The 20,120-nt window shown below is 61.5% G+C and carries 14 protein-coding genes; 3 read left to right on the forward strand and 11 right to left on the reverse strand.

Features of this window, described 5'->3' with window-relative positions:
* Nucleotides 1–22 precede the first annotated feature (22 nt).
* Together V3W40_RS03015 and V3W40_RS03020 are read right to left on the reverse strand one after the other, a co-directional pair.
* Entirely contained in the window at nucleotides 23–1,441 is a 1,419-nt protein-coding gene (locus V3W40_RS03015; protein WP_065926556.1) for an amino acid permease, read from the reverse strand.
* A gap of 361 nt (nucleotides 1,442–1,802) precedes the next feature.
* Nucleotides 1,803–6,434, reverse strand: a complete 4,632-nt coding sequence (locus V3W40_RS03020) for a hypothetical protein (RefSeq protein WP_330214411.1) — start codon at nucleotides 6,432–6,434, stop codon at nucleotides 1,803–1,805.
* 178 nt (nucleotides 6,435–6,612) lie between these two features.
* On the opposite strand from V3W40_RS03020, the gene V3W40_RS03025 reads away from it, so the two are divergent.
* Nucleotides 6,613–9,708 carry a transglycosylase domain-containing protein gene (locus V3W40_RS03025; RefSeq protein ID WP_330214412.1) on the forward strand — a complete coding sequence of 1,032 codons (3,096 nt, stop codon included), beginning with the start codon at nucleotides 6,613–6,615 and terminating at the stop codon, nucleotides 9,706–9,708.
* On the opposite strand, the gene V3W40_RS03030 is transcribed toward V3W40_RS03025, so the two are convergent.
* The 6 genes from V3W40_RS03030 to V3W40_RS03055 all read right to left on the reverse strand — a co-directional run bounded on the left by V3W40_RS03030 (nucleotide 9,698) and on the right by V3W40_RS03055 (nucleotide 16,163).
* Entirely contained in the window at nucleotides 9,698–10,438 is a 741-nt protein-coding gene (locus tag V3W40_RS03030; RefSeq protein ID WP_065926559.1) for a pilus assembly protein, read from the reverse strand. The two genes, V3W40_RS03025 and V3W40_RS03030, sit on opposite strands and share 11 nt — an antisense overlap.
* Before the next feature lie 20 nt (nucleotides 10,439–10,458).
* Entirely contained in the window at nucleotides 10,459–10,992 is a 534-nt protein-coding gene (locus V3W40_RS03035; RefSeq protein WP_176718755.1) for a CS1 type fimbrial major subunit, read from the reverse strand.
* Complete coding sequence (locus V3W40_RS03040) at nucleotides 10,992–11,738, reverse strand: pilus assembly protein (RefSeq protein WP_065926560.1); 747 nt, start codon at nucleotides 11,736–11,738, stop codon at nucleotides 10,992–10,994. The genes V3W40_RS03035 and V3W40_RS03040 overlap by 1 nt, the downstream gene beginning before the upstream one ends.
* A 12-nt stretch (nucleotides 11,739–11,750) precedes the next feature.
* Complete coding sequence (locus tag V3W40_RS03045; protein ID WP_330214413.1) at nucleotides 11,751–12,980, reverse strand: hypothetical protein; 1,230 nt, start codon at nucleotides 12,978–12,980, stop codon at nucleotides 11,751–11,753.
* A gap of 40 nt (nucleotides 12,981–13,020) precedes the next feature.
* Entirely contained in the window at nucleotides 13,021–15,546 is a 2,526-nt protein-coding gene (locus V3W40_RS03050) for a CS1-pili formation C-terminal domain-containing protein (RefSeq protein ID WP_330214414.1), read from the reverse strand.
* A 125-nt stretch (nucleotides 15,547–15,671) separates the two neighbouring features.
* Nucleotides 15,672–16,163, reverse strand: a complete 492-nt coding sequence (locus tag V3W40_RS03055) for a CS1 type fimbrial major subunit (RefSeq protein ID WP_065926563.1) — start codon at nucleotides 16,161–16,163, stop codon at nucleotides 15,672–15,674.
* Between the two features lie 524 nt (nucleotides 16,164–16,687).
* Between V3W40_RS03055 and V3W40_RS03060 the strand changes: the two genes are divergently transcribed.
* Both V3W40_RS03060 and V3W40_RS03065 read left to right on the forward strand, forming a co-directional pair.
* On the forward strand, nucleotides 16,688–17,236 hold the full coding sequence (locus V3W40_RS03060; protein WP_065948887.1) for a PadR family transcriptional regulator: 549 nt from the start codon (nucleotides 16,688–16,690) through the stop codon (nucleotides 17,234–17,236).
* Nucleotides 17,233–18,000, forward strand: a complete 768-nt coding sequence (locus V3W40_RS03065; RefSeq protein WP_330214415.1) for a siderophore-interacting protein — start codon at nucleotides 17,233–17,235, stop codon at nucleotides 17,998–18,000. Before V3W40_RS03060 ends, V3W40_RS03065 begins: the two co-directional genes overlap by 4 nt.
* 3 nt (nucleotides 18,001–18,003) lie before the next feature.
* Here the strand turns inward: V3W40_RS03065 and V3W40_RS03070 are convergent, their stop codons facing one another.
* The 3 genes from V3W40_RS03070 to V3W40_RS03080 form a co-directional block, all read right to left on the reverse strand.
* A complete protein-coding gene (locus V3W40_RS03070) occupies nucleotides 18,004–18,951 on the reverse strand; it encodes a fimbrial protein (RefSeq protein WP_330214416.1) in 948 nt (315 codons plus the stop codon).
* A gap of 125 nt (nucleotides 18,952–19,076) precedes the next feature.
* Complete coding sequence (locus tag V3W40_RS03075; protein ID WP_065926567.1) at nucleotides 19,077–19,625, reverse strand: fimbrial protein; 549 nt, start codon at nucleotides 19,623–19,625, stop codon at nucleotides 19,077–19,079.
* Nucleotides 19,626–19,634: 9 nt separating this feature from the next.
* Nucleotides 19,635–20,114: a fimbrial protein gene (locus V3W40_RS03080; protein WP_330214417.1), complete on the reverse strand. Its 480-nt coding sequence runs from the start codon at nucleotides 20,112–20,114 to the stop codon at nucleotides 19,635–19,637.
* Between the last annotated feature and the right edge of the window lie 6 nt (nucleotides 20,115–20,120).

A 20,120-nucleotide genomic window follows, 5' to 3' on the forward strand; every position in this document is an offset into this window, starting at 1 on the left:
AGGCAGGCCATCGTTCAGGGGGTCATGCCGAGCGCGGCGAACCCTGGCCAGCCTGGGCCGGCTGCAGCTTGAACACATAGAACAACACGGTCAGCAGCACCAGGAACGCCGGGCCGATGTACAGCGCGATCCGGGTGTCCGGGAAGTAGGCCATCAAGCCGACCACCAGCACCAGGAACGCCAGCGCCAGGTAGGAACTGACCGGGTACAGCCACATGCGGTACTTGAGCCCGGCGCGCTCATCCGGGCTCAGGCCGCGACGGAACTTGAGCTGCGCCAGCAGGATCATCACCCAGGTCCATATCGCGCCGAAGGTGGCGATGGACGTCACCCACACAAAGACTTTTTCCGGCACCAGGTAGTTGAGCAACACGCCCAACAGCAACGCGCCTATCGACAACAACAGGGCGCGACGCGGCACGCCATTGCTGGAAGTGGTGGCGAACGTCGCCGGAGCCTGGCCGTTCTGTGCCAGGCTGTAGAGCATGCGACCGGTGCTGAAGATGCCGCCGTTGCACGACGACAGCGCAGCGGTGATCACCACGAAGTTGATAATGCCGGCGGCGGTCTTGATGCCCAACCGCTCGAACGTCATCACGAAGGGGCTGCCCTGGGTGCCGATTTCATTCCACGGGTAAATCGACAGGATCACGAACAACGCGCCGACATAGAACAGCAGAATCCGCCAGAACACCGAGCCGATGGCATTGGGGATGGTCTTCTGCGGGTTCTTCGCCTCACCGGCGGTCAGGCCGATCATCTCCACGCCCAAATAGGCGAACATCACCATCTGCAGCGACATCAACACACCCTGCACGCCGTTGGGCAGGAAGCCGCCGTGGGCCCACAGGTTGGAAATACCCAGGGCAACACCGTCATTGCCGAAACCGAAGGCAATGATGCCGACACCGCCGATGACCATCGCGATGATGGTGACGATCTTGATCAGGGCGAACCAGAACTCGAACTCACCGAAGGCCTTGACGGCGATCAGGTTGATGGTGCCCATGCTCACCAGGGCCGCCAGGGCCCAGATCCAGCGCGGTACATCGGGGAACCACACGCCCATGTACACCGCCACGGCGGTGATCTCGGCGACGCAGGTCACCAGCCACAGGAACCAGTAGTTCCAGCCGGTCAGGAAGCCCGCCAACGGGCCAAGGTAGTCTTGGGCATAACGGCTGAACGAACCGGCGACCGGGTTGTGCACGGCCATCTCGCCGAGGGCGCGCATGATCACCAGGATCGCCAGGCCGCCAATGATGTAGGAGAGCATGATCGCCGGGCCGGCCATCTCGATGGCCTTGGCCGAACCGAGGAACAGGCCGACACCGATACAGGCGCCGAGGGCCATCAGGCGGATATGCCGCTCACCGAGTTCGCGTTTGAGCGGGCCGCCAGAAGCGGTCTCGCCATGGGGCAGGTGGTTGCCAGCTGGCATGGGGATACAACCTCATTTTGTTATTGGATTGAACCACCGAGTGTTCAGCGCCACAGCGGGTCGCCGTGACGCTGTCCTAGCGGGCTCACCTCGTGGGTAAACCCGTCCGGCCGACACACCGGCCAGCTCAGGGGGCGTGCAGTATAGAAAGCCGCAAGCAGGGCTTTTCACTCAATAAGCAACAAAATTCAGCGAGATTCCTCGGCAAATGCCGCTTCTGCGGAGGGGCATCACCTGGGAACTGTAGGAATAGTCTGTCGCAAACGGCGGCGAGTATTGCACAGCATCGGTGCACCGTCATGCCCCTGCCCTGGTCGTATTTACCGGAGCTGGAGCGCTCTAGCCCGAGGGTCCGTATCGATCACCAGTCGCCGGTCCACTGCGGCGCATCGAAAAACAACCTGCGCGCCATCCTGAGGTTGATTTCGCCCCGATGGATCTCCAGGGTTTGCGTCACACGCCCGCTTTGCCCCGCCTGCATGCTGGCGAATGCCTGGGCACGGGCCTGGGCCTGGGACTGTTTGCCCATTCGATGTTGCGCGGGTGTCTTGAGGTGCGCAGCGGTGAAATGGTCGTCCGGCCCGGTCGGCCGTTCGTAGTGAAAATGCCCGTAGCACAGGGCCTGACGCGTTTGCGCGTCCATCACCACGTACGCTTGCAACCAGTCATTGGACCGTCCGGCGAGTTCGACCCGCGCCCCCTGGCGAAAGATGCGCGCTTCGTGATGACTGACCAGCACCTGCACCCCGGCCTGGGTCGGCAGGCGCGCCTTGATTGCAGCCAGGCGTGCCTGCAAACCTTGCTCGGACAAGCGGCTGGCGGCCGCGCGCAACTCATCGGCCTCGGTTGTGGCCCGGGCACGCTGCGTCGCGGCCAGGCGCTCCGGCACGCTGTGCAGCAACCGCTGCTGGATCGCCTCGGCGCACTGGCGCAACTTGTCGGCGCGCTGCTCCAGCAGGTCCTGCAACGACTGAGGCTCATTGGCCCGACTGACCATTTTGAGTACCTCGGCGATGGCCTTTTCCACCGGCGCGCGTAACGCCTGCCCCTGTTCGACCAGCCGGTCCAGGTTGGGCTGCGGCCCAGGAAGCGCCGGGGCGGGTGCCTTGACCGGCTCCCAAATGCCATCGTCGGCCTGGGTAAACGTGGCGATCACCGCGTCCTGGGCATCCGTGACTTCGGCCACTTCCTGGGGATGCTCGCCGGTTGTCACTTTGACCTGGGCGACGTACATGTCCTGGTTGCGCACGCGAATGATTTTTTTCTGCCGAACCCGCGCACGTCCCACAGCAGGCGTCGCGGCGGCTGTCGGAACCAGCACCGCTGCCAGCTCACGCTGAACCTCCTTGTGCAATTGCGCGAGCAACTGTTGCAGCTTCTCCAGGTACTTGAGATCGAATCGCTCCGGGGCCATAGCGCGCCAGAACTCAATCCGATCATCGCTCAAGGCGTAGACACGGTCGAAACTCTCCAGCAACTCGGTACGCAGCTCCGCACTTTGCGGCGCCAGCTCGTCCAAGTGCGCCTGCGAGCCACTGGCCCAACGGGCGCGGTGAATGGTGTCGTCCAGGCTTTGAAAAAAACCTTCCTCCAGCGTCGGCCCTTCGGTATTGATCGCCACGGCCCACAAGGCGGTGACCTGCAGCGATTGCAGTTCGAGCACCGTCGGCGCGGACAACTCGCTCTCGCGCAAGGCTTGGGCCTTGTCCCGCCCATACTTGGGCACCTGACTCAGTTCATCCAGCAAACCCAGTTGCAGGCCGCGCCAGTCAATGGCTTGCTCATTACTGTCGGCCAACTGCCGCAGCCCCTCCATGATCTGCCGGTGGGGCTGCTGATAGATATCCAAAAGTGCCTCCTGCGCGCTCAGCGATTGCACCAGCTCCAGCAGCGGCACCAACCTGCGGTGGATCGCGACGGTCTGTTGGCGGGCGTGCTGGAGCAATAGCTGCAACATGAGCGCCGTCCCTTCCAGCAACGTGGACAACTCTCTCGCATAACCGGGTCGGCGCCTGATGACCTGCAGCGCCCTGAGGCACTCCAGCTCAAGCAATGAGGCCTCGAGTTTGTTCTGAAGCTCCTGCACATAGCGAGCGCCCGCCGTGGCGCGATGCTGTTCGGTGACGCGCGTATCCTCACTGTCTCTAAGCATGCGGGCCGTGGTCAGGGCACGGTCTGCGGTTTCCCGGCGCTCGGTGGATTGGCGGTAATCCTGCTCCAGTTGCTGACGGCGTGACTCACTGTCAACCAGGCCGGTCGGGGTATCCGATTGCCCGCCGCGCAGGCGCAAGCCCAAGTCCACATCCCATGCACCGCCCCCCAGCGACTTGAGCCACGGCCCGTTCGCGCTACCGTCGGCGCTGACCACTCGCACGCGGTCACGGGCCACTTGCACGCGGTACACATGACCGCGCACCAGCGCCTGCCAGTGGACCGGGGTCGACGCCGTATCCAGTAGCAAGCCTTCGTGTATCCCCGAAGCCTGTGCGCCTGGCAGCCGTGATGGCCAAGGTTGGGGCAAGGCCTTAAGACTCATACCCTCCAGCCGGGCGCGCAAGGACGGTGTGAGCGTATCGCGCGAATTACTCCAACTGAAGGGAGGCTGCAACTGCACGGTGGCAGGGCCAGGTATCACTGCGGGAGGACGCTGCATCGACGCTGGCGAAGCAAACGTTGAGGCTTGCTGGTCCAGCATCGCCGGCCACTCATGAGGCGAGGCCCGATGGGCCAGGATCATCACCAGATTGGTCAACAGGTCTATCACACCCTGGGTCTGCATGACCGAGTCGTTACTGGCCAATGCCGCCACATCCCGTTGGACACTGTCCATCACCTGCACCATCCAGCCCGCCAGCAGTGCCGGCCCCCGGACAAACGGCAGCAGTGTATTGAACAGCAACCAACCGCCGGCCTTTAACGTCCGCCAGCGTTGCTGAGCATTGGACACCGACTGAGCCTGGGCCAGGCTGACCAACGCCTGGGCAGTCGAGACAAACAGGCCAGGCAACGGGTCGCCTTCCTCCAGCCGCTTACTGAGCTGTGCCGGCGCTGGCCGATCCGGCACGCTGAACTCATCACCGGCCAGAAAGTGCGCGACATGCGGTTCCTGGAAACCACCGTTGGCATACACCGGCTGGCGGGCAGGGGCCATCCAGGCGAGGACACTGTCGTGCAATTCCCCTGGCGTCTTGATGGCCTCCAACAACGCCTGCTGCGACTCGAACTCACGCAGGCTTGGGGTCGACAACGGCCGGTACAACAGATGCGGCCCGTGCTCGGTGTCACGTGGGCCGATCACGTAAAAACCGACCACCTCGTCCGCCGTCGCAGCTGGCGTGGCCTTGAATGCCAGCGACCACATACCCGCCGCGCGTCCATCCGCACTGGCCTGGACGGCCGCCTCCACCAACCGGTAACCGGCCTGGCTCAAGCCGCCCTCGCGTTTGAGCTTCAGCTCCAGCGCCAGCAGCGGCAGTTGCGCCCGCAGTTGCCGACTGAACAGCTTCTCGCGGCGGGCCGATTCAATCGGGTCGTCGATCAGTTTTTTGCGCAACAGGTCGGGGTACGCCTGGCCGACGTCCGTCTCGGTCACGCAGCCGGTCAACAAAGAGGCGCTCAACCAAGCGGGCGCCACGTCGCCGTTGAGTTTTATCTGGGACGGCGCATGGGGGAAACCGCCGAGGTTTTCCAGGGCCAGCTCCGTCAGCGTGAGTGTCACCCGGTGGGCATCACCACTGGTAAAACCGCCTGGCAACATCACCGCCGTGACAAGGCTGTAGGTCAGTTCAATGTGATCCGGGCTGATCGCCTTGGCGCGGGGCTCCTTCTCCAGGCAGTGCGTCAGGGCCTGGGCGGTGAACGTGCGAATCGGCGCGATACCGTCGAGAAAGGTGTGCCCCGCCGCCGCTGTTTGCGCAGCGACCAGCCCCTGTAGCAGGCGAGCATAGGCCAGGCTGTCGTCCGGCGAAGCATGGATGAGCCAGAGCGGTAATCGATCTTGCAAGCGTTGCTGTTCAGGTGTGAGGGCCGACTCGAACCAACGATGGGGGTCAGTCACGTAGTCCAGCATTGCCTGGCACTGCTCGGGCGTACGTGATACTGAGCGGTCGATTGCCATGACTTCGGCGCTCTGCTGTTGGGCAAAGCAGGCCGCCAACGCATCGAACGGGTCGCCGGGTAGTTCCTCGACAAACCACTCCACGGCCCCGTGTGCCAGCGAGGCGCTCACGAACCCGGGGATCAGGGGTTCGATATCCTCCAACTGTTGCAACGGATGAATCCCCGTGGCGGGACTGAACACGAGCAGCGTGCGCAGTTCGGCCCCCAGCAGCCGGTGATCAAGGATCAATACCGGCACCATGTCAGGGGGTTGCGTGCTCTGGCCACGGCGCACCGACAGCGTACGTACCGTCAACGTCTCACCCTGCGAACGCCACGTACGATCAGGTCGGCTGGGGTGCAGCGCCTGACGTGGAAACAGCCGTGAAAAGTGCTCTGCACTCATGCCCGCAGGCATCTGGCATTCATACAGCAACCCCAGTAATTCATCGGACAACTCAGCCCAGCGGCTCGTCCCCGCCCCTCGCGGCGCCCCCCACCAATCCCGCAAACGTGCGAGCCAGGCATCCAACAACTCGCGTCCCGCGTGGTTGACCAGCCGTTCCAGATCGACCAGCCCCGGCCCGCCCTGCACGTAGACCTCCCGTTGATGCTGCATCACCTGGTGAAAGTCTTCGACATACCGAACCGGTCGCGCACGGGCCAGGCGCGCCAGCACTTCGTCGGCCAGCGCACTGTAGCGATAACCCTGACCTACCGGTATGCCAATGGCGAGGTGTGCGGCGGCATAGTGCAAGGAAGGGTACTGCCGATCCAGTGCCGCCTGGATCTGGGCCTGCGCTACCGTACGCAAGCTCGGCACAGAGGAAAACGTATTGACGATCCGCTCGATGCGCGCACGCCGCAACGTGGGCACAGGGGGGGTTTGAGACATGAGGGAGCTCCTGGTAACGGACACCGGAAATCGGTCCGATTGACCTCGCAGGCTATGGCTTGCCTTCCACGCACCTGCGGTAGCCCGCTAGGGGTTTGCGACAAATCCCTTGTCTGCCTCAATCAACGTCTACGCTTGAATCAAGTCCGATCAATCTGCGTGAATGGATCAATCGACTATGGGCGCTTTATGGCAAACCGATTCACCCAAGGCTGCTGGCCCCGCCGACAGCCTGGATGAACAGCCATTGCCGCAAAGCCCCCGCAAGCGGCTGTATGCGTGGCGAATGGTCTGGTTACTGCTGCTGATCGGCCTGATCGCGCTGGGGTTTGCCGCCCATCGGGAAATGCGCACGGCCCACTGGCAAGCCCGAGAGTTAAGCCGTCTCGCCCACGCGTTGAGCTATACGGTACAACCCGGTGCCAGCGACGCCATTGTCTATCCCGGCGACGGTCCGTTCGACCGGCGCCTGGGCTACAGCGCCCTGGGTGAGTTCCTGCCGCGCCTGCTCAAACGCAACTACCTGATCGAACGTCAGGCACGCTTCTCCACGGCGCTGATCGACTACAGCGATCACGGCCTGTTCATTCCCTACCGCGAGAAAATCCAGGCTGGTCTGACGATTACCGATTGCCGGGCCGCCCCGGTGTACCGCTTCAATTACCCGCAACAGGCGTACCCGCGTTTCAGCGCCATTGCGCCCGTGATCGTCAGTAGCCTGCTGTTTATCGAGAACCGCGACCTGCTCGACCCCGACCAACCCCAAGCCAACCCCGCCGTGGATTGGCCACGTTTTGCCAAGGCCGCGTGGTCGCAGGTCGCACGCTTGCTGCACCTGCCTGGCCAAAGTGCCGGTGGCAGTACCCTGGCCACGCAATTGGAAAAATACCGCCACTCACCCGATGGGCTGACCCTGAGCGGTGGTGAGAAAATCCGCCAGATGATTTCCGCCAGTGTACGGGCGTATCAGGGCGGGCCGGACAGCCTGCAAGCACGTCAGGATGTGGTGCGCGACTACCTCAACAGCGTGCCGCTGTCGGCGGTGCCCGGCCACGGCGAGGTGCATGGCCTGGCAGAAGGACTGCGGGTCTGGTATGGCGCCGACTTCAACCAGACCAACGCCCTGCTCGCCAGTGACGACCCGCAAACGCTCAAGCAAAAAGGCCTGGCCCTGCGCGAAGTGTTGTCCCTGATGATTGCCCAGCGCCGCCCGTCTTACTACCTCGCCAAGGGCCGTGCCGACCTGGAGCAACTGACCGACAGTCATCTGCGTTTGCTGGCGCAGAACGGGGTGATTGAGCCGGGGCTGTCCGAGGCCGCACTCGCCAGCCGGGTCACGTACCGGGACTGGCAGCAGCAGCCCACGGTCCAGCCCATCGAAAGCAACAAAGGCATCAACGTTGCCCGCAGCCGCCTGGGTTCCCTGCTCAACCGGCCGCTGTATGACCTGGACCGCCTCGACCTGTCCGCCACCAGCACCCTGCACAGCGACCTGCAAACCCAGGCCACCGACTACCTCAAACGCCTGGCAGACCCGGCCTTCGCCGGCCAACTGGGGCTACTCGGCCCGCGCCTGCTGACGCCCAGCAGCACCGCCCAAGTGCGCTACAGCTTCACCCTGTATGAGATGACGCCCGACGGTGCCCGCGTACGGGTGCAGACCGACAACACCGACCAACCGTTCGACATCAACGAAAGCAGCAAGCTGGAACTGGGCTCCACCGCCAAGCTGCGGGTACTGACCACCTACCTGCAAATCATCAGCGAGTTGCATGATCGGTTCGCCGGCCAGCCGCCCGCTGCGCTGAAAAAAATCGAGATCGATGACCAGGATCGCCTGTCCCGCTGGGCCGTGGACTACCTGGCGCAAAACAGTGACCAGAGCCTGCCGAAGATGCTCGACGCAGCCCTTGATCGACAATATTCGGCCAGCCCCGGCGAAAGCTTTTTCACCGGTGGCGGCCTGCATCACTTCCACAACTTTCGCAACGAAGACAACGGCCGCAGCCCGACCCTGCGTGACGCCCTGCGCGAGTCGATCAACCTGCCCTTCATCCGCCTGATGCGCGACCTGGTGCGCTACAGCACCTACCAGGCCCCGGGCAACAGCGCGCAATTACTCAAGGACGACAGCGACCCACGGCGCCAGGAATACCTGGCCCAGTTCGCCGACCGCGAGGGCACGACGTTTTTGCTGCGCTTCTGGAAAAAATACCGCAACAAGGACACCCAGGCCCGGCTCAACACCTTCCTCGACGGCCTGCACCCCACTGCCATCCGTCTGGCGGCCGTGCATCGCTACCTGCTGCCCCAGGCCAGCCAAGAGAGTTTCGACCGTTTCATCCGCTCCCACCTGAGCGGCAGCAAGACCAGCGAAAAACTCAGCGACGAGCGCCTGCAAAAACTCTACCTGAGCTACGGCCCCGGCGCCTACGACCTGCCGGACCAAGGCTATATCGCCAAGGTTCACCCACTGGACCTATGGCTGCTCGGTTACCTGCTCAACCATCCCGAAGCGACCTTTACCCAGGCGGTCGCGGCCAGCGAGCATGAACGCCAGGAAGTCTATGGCTGGCTATTCAAGAGCCGGCACAAAAGCGCCCGCGACAGCCGCATCCGCACCATGCTGGAGATCGAAGCGTTCCTGGATATTCATCAGCGCTGGAAAGCCGTCGGCTACCCCTTCGATCACTTGGTGCCGTCCCTGGCCACGGCCATCGGCAGTTCTGGCGACAAGCCCGCGGCCCTCGCCGAACTGGTGGGCACGATCCTCAATGACGGTGTGCGCCAACCGACCCTGCGCATCGACAGCCTGCACTTTGCCGCCGGCACACCTTATGAAACCCGCCTGATCAATGACCCGAATCGCGGCAAACGGGTGATGCCCAGCGAAGTGGCCACCGCCTTGCGTGGGGCCTTGTCGCAAGTGGTGGACGCAGGCACCGCCAAACGTGTCTCCGGCAGTTTCAAGTTGGCCGATGGCAGCCCCTTGGCGATGGGCGGCAAGACCGGCACCGGGGATAACCGCATTGAGGCGATTGGCGCGGGTGGGCGGGTCCTGAGTTCCAAGGCGATCAACCGCACCGCGACCTTTGTGTTTTACATCGGTGAACACCACTTCGGCACCCTGACTGCCTTTGTTCCCGGCAGCGGCGCGCAGAATTTCACCTTTACCTCAGCGCTGCCGGTGCAGGTGCTCAAGGGCATGGCGCCGGTGCTGATGCCCTATCTGCAACCGGGCAGCCATACCTTGTGCACCGCTGCTAGCCACTGATTTCGACGATTCTTTGGGTAGTGCCCTCTACCAAATAGAACCGATAAGTACGCCCGGCCTGTTTTTCAAAGCTGAACACCCGCCCCGGAAAAATATGATTCTTGGTGGTGGGGGCGCACGACGTTCGGTCATTGGCCGCGCAATCTTTGAACTCATCCACCACAACCACCGTATTCCCCGCATTGCGCAAGGTGTAACGCTGCCCGCCATTTTCGACCCGCGTATCGAAGCGGCTGTCCTTGGGCCGCACGAAGAACACGGTGCCGTAGCCAGCCATCACCTGCACACCGCCCACCAAGGTCTCTTCATAGGCTTTGCGCTCCTCATCGGTGACACCAAAGCCGTCGTCTTTCTCGGGCGCCACTGGCAGGTAACGTACCCGGAAATAGCGCTCGCTATCGCGCTCACCGATGAATACAAAACGTGTGCTCTGCATGCCATCGGCCGGCACGATCAGCCGCGCCGGGCTGGCGACCAGACCATTGCGCACGCTGCCGTCGGCTTCGAGCTTGAGCGGCACTTCGTCATAGCTGCCGTCGGGTTTGTAGAGCATTTCGGTGACGTTGACCTTGACGAAGGCAGTCTTGGTGCCGCCGTTGAAGACACGCTTGAGGTAGGTGCTTTTATCGCCACGCAAATAGTCGTAAAAGTCGCCAATGTTGATGTTCGGCCCGGCCTGGGCACTCAACGAACACACCATCAAGCCCAGCATTGCCGCTACACGTTTCATAACCCCTCCTTTAAAAATCGTCATGGGCGTACCGCGTCGAACAGCAGCTCGACGCTGCCGTAATACTCGCCGGGGGTAAACCCATCCGCCGGCTCGACCGCCGAGATGTCCAGCAGCACACGTTTGCCCTGGCGCGCTTCGTCCTGGGGCACCACCAGAGTGTCGTCGAGGCTCAGCGCCTGGCCATTGAACGTGACACTCAAGTCGATATAGGTACGCCCGCCGTTGAACAACATGGGCACCGCGCCCAGCCGCGCGTTGATCCCGCCCGCCGAACTCTTCACGTCGAAGTGTTCGCGCAGCGGACGCAGGCGACCCGGCACCAGGTCCCAGACCATCTGTTGCTCACGCTCCAGGAACCCTGGGGTGATCGGCAGTACGTAAAAGTCCGAGGTCGGGATGGTCACCGACACATCGAACACCCGCGCTTCGCGAACCGCCAGCGCCGATGAACTGAACAGCACGGCGACCAACAACACCGCCCACGCGAGGCCTTTGTACAGCGTCTCCGACGGCCGTCCGCGCCAGCCGACGTGGGTTGTTTCACTGCTCATCATCCTTTGACCTCATAAGGTTTTTTGTCACCGCCTTCGATCAGAGTGAAGCGGTAAGTCCGCCCGGCCTGCTTGTCAAAGTCAAACGCGCGGCCTGGCAAAATGTGGTGCTTGGTGGTGGGCTGGCAGTCCTGGGGCGCGGCGGTGGAACAGTCCTTGAACTCATCGATCACCACCACGCTATTGCCGTCGTTACGCAGACGGTAGCTCCCGGCACTGTCATCGGTGCCCGTCGCAAAGCGCGTCACCTTGGGCCTCACGAAAAACACCGTGCCGAACCCTGCCAATACCGTGACCCCGGCTGACAAGGACGTTTTGTAGGCTTCGCGTTCCTCATTCGAAACCGCAAACTCGTCGTCCTTTTCTGGCATCACCGGCACGAAGCGCACGCGGAAATAACGCTCTTTTTCGCGCTCGCCGAGGTACAACAGGCGCGTGCCCTGCATGCCTTCGGCCGGAACGATCAAGCGCGTCGGGCTGGCCATCAGGCCGTCACGAATGCTGGGGTCGGCGGCCGGCTTGAGCGCCACCTCTTCGGAGGTTCCGTCATTGTTGTAGAGGATTTCCTGCACCTGGATCCGTACAAAGGCGGTGCTGTCGCCAGCATTGAAGACCCGCTTGAGGTAGGTACTCTTATCGCCTTCCAGGTAGTCGTAGAACGCCCCGACGTTGAGGCTCGGGCCGGCGTGTGCCCACAGCGGCAAGCCGCCGAGCACCCACAGGGCCAACACATACTTGATCCACATAACGCTCTCCGTTTACAGGTCCGAATCCCAGATCACCGTGACCTGCCCCGAATAGGTGCTGCCGCCCTGGCTGAGCATGGCGTCGACATGTTCCTTGGCGACCTCGAAATGCAAGGTTCCAGGGCGGCGGTTCACATAGAACCCCGGCTGGAATTGCTCGGTGCCGGCACCGCTCAACAGCAAGGGTTGGCGAACCACGGCCGAGCCATCGGCGCGGTTCAGGCCGTGGGGCAAGCTCACGCTCATGGTGAGTGGCACTTGATGGTCATTACCGTTGCGAATACTGCAGGTGTCGCCCATCACTCGCTCGCACTCCAGTTGCATCTTGAAGCGCGACGACGCAGAGATATTGAAAGTCTGATCGCGAAACAGCCGCACGGGTTTACGCCCCTGGTTCAGCCAGGCCTGCCAACCGCCCTGAGGGATCAATTCCACGCGATTGCCACCGGGCGGCACCTCCAACTGGAGGGTGTGCTGCACGTCCAGGGTAAAATTCAGGGTCAATTGATCATCACCCGGGATCACCACATCACCGAAGTCGAAGTCCTGGCGCGGGCCCATGCTGTAAGTGATATTGCCGGTGTACTGCCCCGACGACATGCCCAACGGGTTGGGTGTTCGCAGCGCGTAGGCAAACTCGAAGGTGCTGTACCAGAAGCGGTCGATTGTGGTGCCGGGGTAGCGGCTACACACGCCTGCATTTTCGGGAACAAGCCAGAAGAACAGCGCAAGTGAGTTGCTTCCCGTGAGAAATCCGGTGCTCTGGCAAGGGGCTGGCGCATTGACCCATTGCGAAGTCCAGGACACGCCCGGCCGCGCCCAGACACTCGTGTTCGGCCGAGCATCCCATCGGTGGCCGATACCGGCGATCCGCACCTGCACGATTGCGGTTTCTCCAGTCCGCGTGTGGGTCACCAGCACGTCCCGCCACTCAGACGGCACCTTCCACATGGCGCCCTGGCGCGGGTCCTCATGAAACGCCTGAATAGGTGCATTCGCGTTGGCAACAAAACTGTCCGTGCGTATCGTAAAAATCTTCATCCGCTCGCACGCAGCGGGCATATGCCAGGCACATACCCCTGTCACCGGTGTAGTGTTGCGAAACTCATTTCGCATTGGGTTCGCCGGGTCAGGCGTGAACACTGCGGTGATGTCCTGAGACATCGCCTGCGCGGCCCCGCTGAACCCACCGCCCAGCAGGCTTGTCAGTGCGACAAATGCCAGTGGTAATACAGTTTTCATAGATCAAAATCCCATTTCACGGTGGCCAGTCACAGGTACGTTATCCAGCGATTTGTTCGGTGACTGTGGACTCCGCCAACGTATCCGGCGTGCAGCGCAAGTCCCCGATCATCAGCACACTGTTTTCAAGGCGCGCCTTGGAAGGATCAAGCCTGAACTGGCAGAGCAGTTGGTTGTTGCGGCGCACTTCCAGGGTCGGCGAACTGGCATTCATTTCCAGGGAGAAGAACCCGTCGACCTCACTCACCCCACGCGTGGCGTGGTTGATCACATGCAGGCCCTTGAGCGGTTTACCCTGGGGGTCCACCAGGCGCCCGAGCACGGTGACGGTTTGCATCACGCTGACCTTGCGGTACTCCACGCCGCCCTTGTTCAGGTGGTAGCGCGTGCGCGGCGGTTGAATCGAGGCCGAGGGCGCGTGGTTGCCTTCGAAGTCGAAGCTCACCGAGCTGCCTTTGTAGGCGGTGATCGGGATGAAGTTTCGACCAGGGCGCAGGGCCGTGCTACCGCCGCTCAAGTCATCGGCGCGCAGGGCGATGTCGTCGACGTCGGTTTCGACATCCACGATCAACCCGGAGCCGGTGCCGTGGTATTGGCTGGTGAGCACCATTTTTTGTTGGCCCAGGGCAAAGGTGCTGTCCAGGTTCAGGCCGCCCGCCAGCTCATTGTTGAATGAAGAACGCTGGACGTAGCCATCACCACTGACAAACTCGTTCTCGAAACTGGCCATGCCGGACAAACCGATGCCGTAGGTGTCAGTGATCGCCGTGGCGGAGACGCTTTGCAGCATGTGGTCTTGCAGGTCCTTGCGGTAGGTCAGCGAGGCATTGTTGTCGCGGGTGCCCTCGCGGGAGGTACGCGTGCCGATGCTGGCGGACCACTGCTCGCCGGGGGCGCCGAGGGCCAGGCTGATGCTCAGGTCGACCCCACGGTTGCGCCGGTCGCCCGTGCTGGCGGTGGCTGGCCGGTCAAATACCGACACGCGCCAGTTGGCGTCGTTGCCAAACAGATGGGTGCGCTCGGTCCAGCCCAGGTCCAGGCCGACGCCTTCACTGTTGCCTTCGCTGTAGAACAGGCGAGCGTTGATCGAGCGCAGGTTGCTCAAGCGGTGGTTGACTGAAATCGATGAGTTACTGGTCTGGCCCACAAACACATCGCGCTGGCGAATGCGCGTGCCATCCGGCAGGGTTTCATAGGTGTTACGGGTGTCTAGCCAACTGCGCGTGTGGTTGAACACGACGCTTCCCAGGCCGTAGTTGTACAGGCCGTTGAGGTCGAGGCCGGTGCCGTATTTTTCCGTCCAGTAGACGTTGGCATACAGGCTGGCCTGGTCGGCGAGGGTCCAGTCGACCGAGGTGCCGTATTGCATGTTGTCCTTGACCTGGCGACCGGACGCCCCCAACACCACACGGGGGTGAGCCAGGTAGTTCACCGAGATGCCTGCGGTCGGGCTGCCGCTGCTCTGCTCATCAAAGTTGCTCAGCAGTTTGCTTTCCCGGCCAGCAAACAGGTTGTAGCGCCAGCGCTCGTCGTGGTTGCGCCAGTTGTTGGGCTTGTACACCAACTCCTGGGTGGTGCTGGTGATCTGGCCGTCCTCCACCAGGCGTACTTCCACTTCATAAATGCCACCGGGCAGCGGCCGCGTGTCCAGGCTGTGCAAGCCGCTGCTGACCGGCTGGGTGTTGATCAGCAGGCCATTGCGATAAATCTCCACCGCTGCCTGGCGGCTGGCGGTGACATAGATCGGGTAAACGGCAGGCTTGGAATTATTGATCATCAGGCTGTCGGAACTGCCATACATCACGCCCACGGCGGTGTCCGGGCTGGCACCAAAGGTTCGCAACTGGCGGGTCAGGCCTTCGGCATTGGGTGTGAAATAACCCAGGCGCAGGAAATTGCCCTGCAGTTCACGCTGGGTATAGAGCGCATACACGGCGTGGTTGAGGTCATCGTCGTCCGGCCCGCCGAGGCGCGAGAACTGCATGTTCAGGGTCTGGCTCCACAGGCCCAGGCTGCTGCTGGCATCGATGCCGAAGCGCCCGCCCAGGTCCTGGCCTTCGCCGCCGCTGAGGTTCAATTGGTTGCGCACGATCAGGCCGGTGCTGCCGCCGGTGGGCAGAAAGTAGTAGCGCTGCTCCTCGGCGTCGCGCTCGGCATTTTCGGTCAGCAGGGAAACCGTGGAGTTTTCCAGGTTGTAATGCACGGCCATGAGCCCGTCGGGGCAATTGGTTTCGCATGCCCCCAGGGGCACGCCTTGTTTCAGGTACTCGGCCCAGCGGTCACGCTCGTCATCCTTGACCACGCTGCCGTCATGGTCGGTAAAGTCGAGTAAGGTCAGCCCGTCATCACGGGTCAATACGATCATCGCCTCGGACACAAACTCTTGGTCCAGATCCACCTTGACTGCCAGGGGCACATCGAAGAAATGCTCTTCAAAGTCCGCCGGTAGTCCCTTGGCCTGGGAAAGCAGACTACGAGGTGTAGTGCCGTCGGCAGTACCTGCCGCCAGCGCGTTCGCACAAAACAACAAGGCAAGCGCTGCCGCGATGGGAGTCATCGGGAACATGAACGGAATACTCTGATTTCGAATTTCAATACGAGAAAACCGGCCGACCGACAGACAGAGACTGACTGCCGACCGGTTTGACTACCGAGCCACAGGCCGGTGCTTACCGCTCAACGAGCCTGGCTTCACGGCGTGACGCGCGGCTCGTGGTCGAACACGATGGTGTAGTTGGTGGTGAAGAGCCCGGAAACGCCATCCGCAGGTTTGGCAGCGGCCACTACCAGGTCCGCCTGGGTACCTGGAGTGGAGCTGGCATCATCGACCACTTCCAGCGGCGAGCCGGTCAGTACGACACCGTTGAAGGTGTTGGTCAGTGCGATCGCGTCGCTACCGTTGGTCAACGAAGCAGGGCCGCCCTCGATGTAAGCCTTGATCGAGCCGTCGGTGTTTTTCACATCGTAGGTGGCGCGCAACTGGCTCAACTCGCCGGTGACGGTGTTGTAGTTCATGGTTTCGTCACGACCGAAGTTGGGGTCACGTGGCTGCGCGTGGAACTGCTTGGTCGGAATCGTTGCCTTGATGTTGATGACACTGCTGGCTTCACCTGCGGCGAACACGCTGGACGTGCTGAAAGCCAGTGCGAGAAACGGCAGTACGAAAGCGGTCTTCTTAAGCATTTTAAGTACCTGTTGTGGCATTAGATATTGGTTGGGAAACCGATTTTCCCAATGCGACAAAACACGAATAAACCGGGTCTTGCGACGCAGGCAAATAGTGCTTGGAAATCACACTTGACGATGCCAGCAACTTCGCTTTAGCGCGTAATAAATCTCGACCCGACCGGAAAGAAAAAAACCTTAATATTCAATATTATAAATATTAACTGTCATCCACTAATTACATCCAAACATCACTGATACTACTTATATAAATCATAAAGCTGTAGGAGATCGGCCACACGACTAGAGCGGGCTTGAGTCTGCATACTTCTAGAGTAAACACTCCAACTAACAACTGTATTTAATATTCATGCAAATGCCATGTGTTCGCCCACTTAAAGGCGAGCATTGCCACGCTCCGTTCACCCCTACCGACCACCCGCCAAGCGCAGATTTGCTTGCGCTACCGTTCGTCAGGCGATTTTGCGCTTCTCGTAAGATATATCTTAAGTTGTATCTTAATTAGACAGGAGAGAACGATCATGAGAGACCCTCATCACCACCGAGACCACGGTGACGACCGCGACGGCTTCGAAAAACGCCCCGTCCGCGAACGCGGCGGCCGTGGCCCGCGCGTCTTTGCGCCGGGCGACCTGAAGCTGCTGCTGCCCGCCCTGATCGCCGAACAGCCCTGCCACGGCTACGACCTGATCCGCCAGATCGAAGGCCTGTTTGACGGCGCCTACACCCCAAGCCCAGGGGTGATCTACCCGACGCTGACCTTTCTGGAAGAAAGCGAATTGATCAGCGGCGACGCCGAAGGCGGAAAAAAACGCTACACAATCACCGACGCCGGACGTCTCTTCTTAAGCGAACAGGCGGTTGCGCTGGACGGTGTGCGCATGCGCATCCAATTGAGCAAACGCTCGCTGCGCGGTCACGACCGCCCGCCGCAAATCCACGAGGCGGTGCATAACCTGCGCCACGCCTTGCATTCGCACCACGGGCGCTGGAGCCCGGAAGAAATCGTTCGTGTCGCGGCGCTGCTCAACGGCGCCGCCCAAGCCATTGCCGACGGGACAGCTCAATGAATACGCAAGCCATCCACCGTGTCACCCACGAAATCAAACGCCGCCGCCTTGAAGTATTGCGGGTAGTCGACCTCACCCCGCGCATGCGCCGCATCACCCTGGGCGGCCCGGAACTGGCGGGCTTTATCAGCCTGGGCAGTGACGATCACATCAAGCTGCTGTTCCCACAGAACGCTGCGGAACAAGCGGCGCTGGAAAGCCCGACCTTCAACATCAAGGGCGACGGCCCGCAGCCGGTGATGCGCGACTACACGCCACGCCGCTTCGACCTGGACATCGGCGAACTGGACATCGACTTCGTGCTGCACGGCGACGGCCCGGCCTCCACCTGGGCTGAACAGGCCAAGGTCGGCCAGCACCTGTATATCGGCGGGCCACGGGGCTCGATGATCGTGCCGGATATGTTCGACAGCTATTTGCTGATCGGCGATGAGACGGCGATCCCGGCCATTGCTCGGCGCCTGGAAGAATTACCGGCCGGGCGCAAGGTGCTGGCGGTGATCGAAATCGCCAATGCGGCGGAACGGCAGGCACTGGCAAGTGCTGCCGATGTGGAGGTGAAATGGATCGTGCGCGGCCAGGACGACCTGCTCGACACCGTGCAGAAACTGACGCTGCCGAGCGGTTCGTTGTACAGCTTTGTCGCCACCGAAACCAGGCTGTCGCGCCAGGTCCGCCGGGTGCTGCTGGACACACACAAGGTCAATGAGGCGTTCCTCAAGGCGGTGGGTTACTGGCGTGCGGAAGGCAGCGAAGAGGAGTAAGCCTCAGGGCACCCCCATTACAAGGACGCCGCTGCCGCTGACAACCCCAGCGGCAGGCAGTGAACCGAAACGCCGTACGAGGGAAAACGTCACATCGTCGCTCCCCACACTGTTGGTGATTTGGGTCAGGAATGAACCACCGACTTGAACCGCGCTTGCGCCACGAACCAGGGCCGTGCCCACGTCCGGGTTGGTCATGCGCAGCAGGCGCGTGTCGAACGACGAGGCGGTACCTTTGTAGGTGATGGTGATCGGCGTGGTAATCCCGCCGTCCGGGCATGAATAGGTGAGCCGGCGGTTGCTGCGGATGGAGGTCGTCAGCGGATCGGTGCCTATCGCCCGTTGGTGTACGTTGCCAAAGTTGATCTCGATCGGGTTGTTGTTGTTGATCGTGCAGGTGGATGGCGAGATGTCGAAGTTGTTGGCGGCGGTGTAGATGAGGATGACTTCCGCCACTTCGGCGCTGTAATTGTTCGTCGCAGTGAGATGCAACCGGCCAAGGTTGTCTCCTACTCGAATATTGATCGGATTAGACGGGCTGTTGCGTACCAGAATAAAAGGCGTGACATTGATCGGGTAAGCAATCCCATTGTTGGGCATCGTTGCCAACCGTATACCGTTCGGGATCGGGGTGTTGTGAAAAGCCCCGTTAATTCGTAGCCCCGTCCTTTCGCCTGCAAACTTGGGGCCAGGGGTCCAAGGCGTAATAGTGCCGTTCCCCGTTGCCCAGTAATCTTCCCCCCAACTTGGGCCATGCCCGGCGCTGTATCGGCATTCCAGCCTGGCGCCTTCCAACAGGATCCGCGTACGATCCGCCGCCAAGGTCACAGTCACAGGGACCTGCAGGGACCACCCCCACGGCCCGCCATTCACACGGCACTCTGCGGCCTTCACGGTGGCAGTTGCACCCATCAAGGCGAGCAGTGCAATGGCTCCATAGAATCGTTTCATTTTGATCTCTCGTTGCTCCTCCACCAGGCGTTGGCCTGCGAACGCGGAGTTCGTACCTTAAGCCGCCCAGGAGAGATGTGAAGTTTGTCCAATGCTGTTTTCAGCCGGTCAATGACGGCTCACGACTACGGATAATCCAGCGTAAAAGTAGAGGTCGCGGTATAGCTGCCGTGCCCTATGGTCTGGTCCCTGATGGCCATCGGCTCCCCTTGCACGTAGGCTTTGAGTTCGATGACATTGCTGCCATTACTCAGTACCTGTTCGTCGCTGGTTTTATTCAGCGGCAAGGGCTTGTTACCCAGCGTCTCTATACCGATCCCGATACCGGAGGCGCCGCTTCCACCATCGAGTGCGAGCAACCCCGGAAGCTCCCGGTTTTCTACGCCGCCGAACGTGATGGTCACCGTGTCGCCGATGGTGGTGTCGCAGTCCTCCAGGTGCAGCTTGAAACCTTTGCCCACCGAACGCGTATTGATGTAGAGGTGCTTGCTGGTCAGGTCCCAGAGTTCCAGGCTGATGGCCTCGTCACCCGGGCGGATGGTGCAGGCTTCTTCAACCAGGTTGCCCTTGAAATTCAGGTTATCCGCCGCGTGTGCTTCGCAGATCAGGCCGAGGGCCGGCAGGCACGCCAGCACGGCGTACAGCCTGGCCCTATGAACAGTTTCATGTCCCATATCCAACTCCTACTGGTACTCGGCCAACAACGTCGCCACCGCGGTAAACCTGGCGGGGGCAAGCGTTGCACCGGGCTGTTTGACCGGCACGACTTCCAATACCGGCGGGGAAGACAGGGTGATGTCCAGTGGCGTATTGAGTCGAAACGGCAGGTTGTTTTGGAATATCCGAATACCCAGGTCAGGTGCACTGGTCTGCAATGCCGCGCCGTCGAACGTCGTGGGGGTACCGTTGACACTCAACTTGAGTACCCACGGGAGCGTGTCGACGCCACAATTGATGGTGTAACCCACCCCCCGGCGATATTTCACCCCATCGACCCGCTTGACCCCCACATCCCCAAAGTCGACGTCAATCTCGTTGCCCGCATCAATGGTGCAGGGCGGGGGCTCGTTAAGCGTTCCGCTGAACGTTACGTTGGCCGACGCACTATGGCAGAGGCCGATGGAACACAAAGCGAGCAAGGCTCGCTGCTGCCAGCATGTCATTGCGCG

It is taken from the genome of Pseudomonas sp. AM8, assembly GCF_036346475.1.
GTDB classification, from domain to species: domain Bacteria; phylum Pseudomonadota; class Gammaproteobacteria; order Pseudomonadales; family Pseudomonadaceae; genus Aquipseudomonas; species Aquipseudomonas marginalis.

Coding starts and splice junctions, on each gene's coding strand:
- V3W40_RS03025 (WP_330214412.1), top strand. CDS start 6,613: ATGGGCGCTTTATGGCAAACCGATTCACCCAAGGCTGCTGGCCCCGCC.
- V3W40_RS03050 (WP_330214414.1), bottom strand. CDS start 15,546: ATGTTCCCGATGACTCCCATCGCGGCAGCGCTTGCCTTGTTGTTTTGT.
- V3W40_RS03015 (WP_065926556.1), bottom strand. CDS start 1,441: ATGCCAGCTGGCAACCACCTGCCCCATGGCGAGACCGCTTCTGGCGGC.
- V3W40_RS03040 (WP_065926560.1), bottom strand. CDS start 11,738: ATGTGGATCAAGTATGTGTTGGCCCTGTGGGTGCTCGGCGGCTTGCCG.
- V3W40_RS03070 (WP_330214416.1), bottom strand. CDS start 18,951: ATGAAACGATTCTATGGAGCCATTGCACTGCTCGCCTTGATGGGTGCA.
- V3W40_RS03020 (WP_330214411.1), bottom strand. CDS start 6,434: ATGTCTCAAACCCCCCCTGTGCCCACGTTGCGGCGTGCGCGCATCGAG.
- V3W40_RS03030 (WP_065926559.1), bottom strand. CDS start 10,438: ATGAAACGTGTAGCGGCAATGCTGGGCTTGATGGTGTGTTCGTTGAGT.
- V3W40_RS03045 (WP_330214413.1), bottom strand. CDS start 12,980: ATGAAAACTGTATTACCACTGGCATTTGTCGCACTGACAAGCCTGCTG.
- V3W40_RS03075 (WP_065926567.1), bottom strand. CDS start 19,625: ATGGGACATGAAACTGTTCATAGGGCCAGGCTGTACGCCGTGCTGGCG.
- V3W40_RS03055 (WP_065926563.1), bottom strand. CDS start 16,163: ATGCTTAAGAAGACCGCTTTCGTACTGCCGTTTCTCGCACTGGCTTTC.
- V3W40_RS03065 (WP_330214415.1), top strand. CDS start 17,233: ATGAATACGCAAGCCATCCACCGTGTCACCCACGAAATCAAACGCCGC.
- V3W40_RS03035 (WP_176718755.1), bottom strand. CDS start 10,992: ATGAGCAGTGAAACAACCCACGTCGGCTGGCGCGGACGGCCGTCGGAG.
- V3W40_RS03080 (WP_330214417.1), bottom strand. CDS start 20,114: ATGACATGCTGGCAGCAGCGAGCCTTGCTCGCTTTGTGTTCCATCGGC.
- V3W40_RS03060 (WP_065948887.1), top strand. CDS start 16,688: ATGAGAGACCCTCATCACCACCGAGACCACGGTGACGACCGCGACGGC.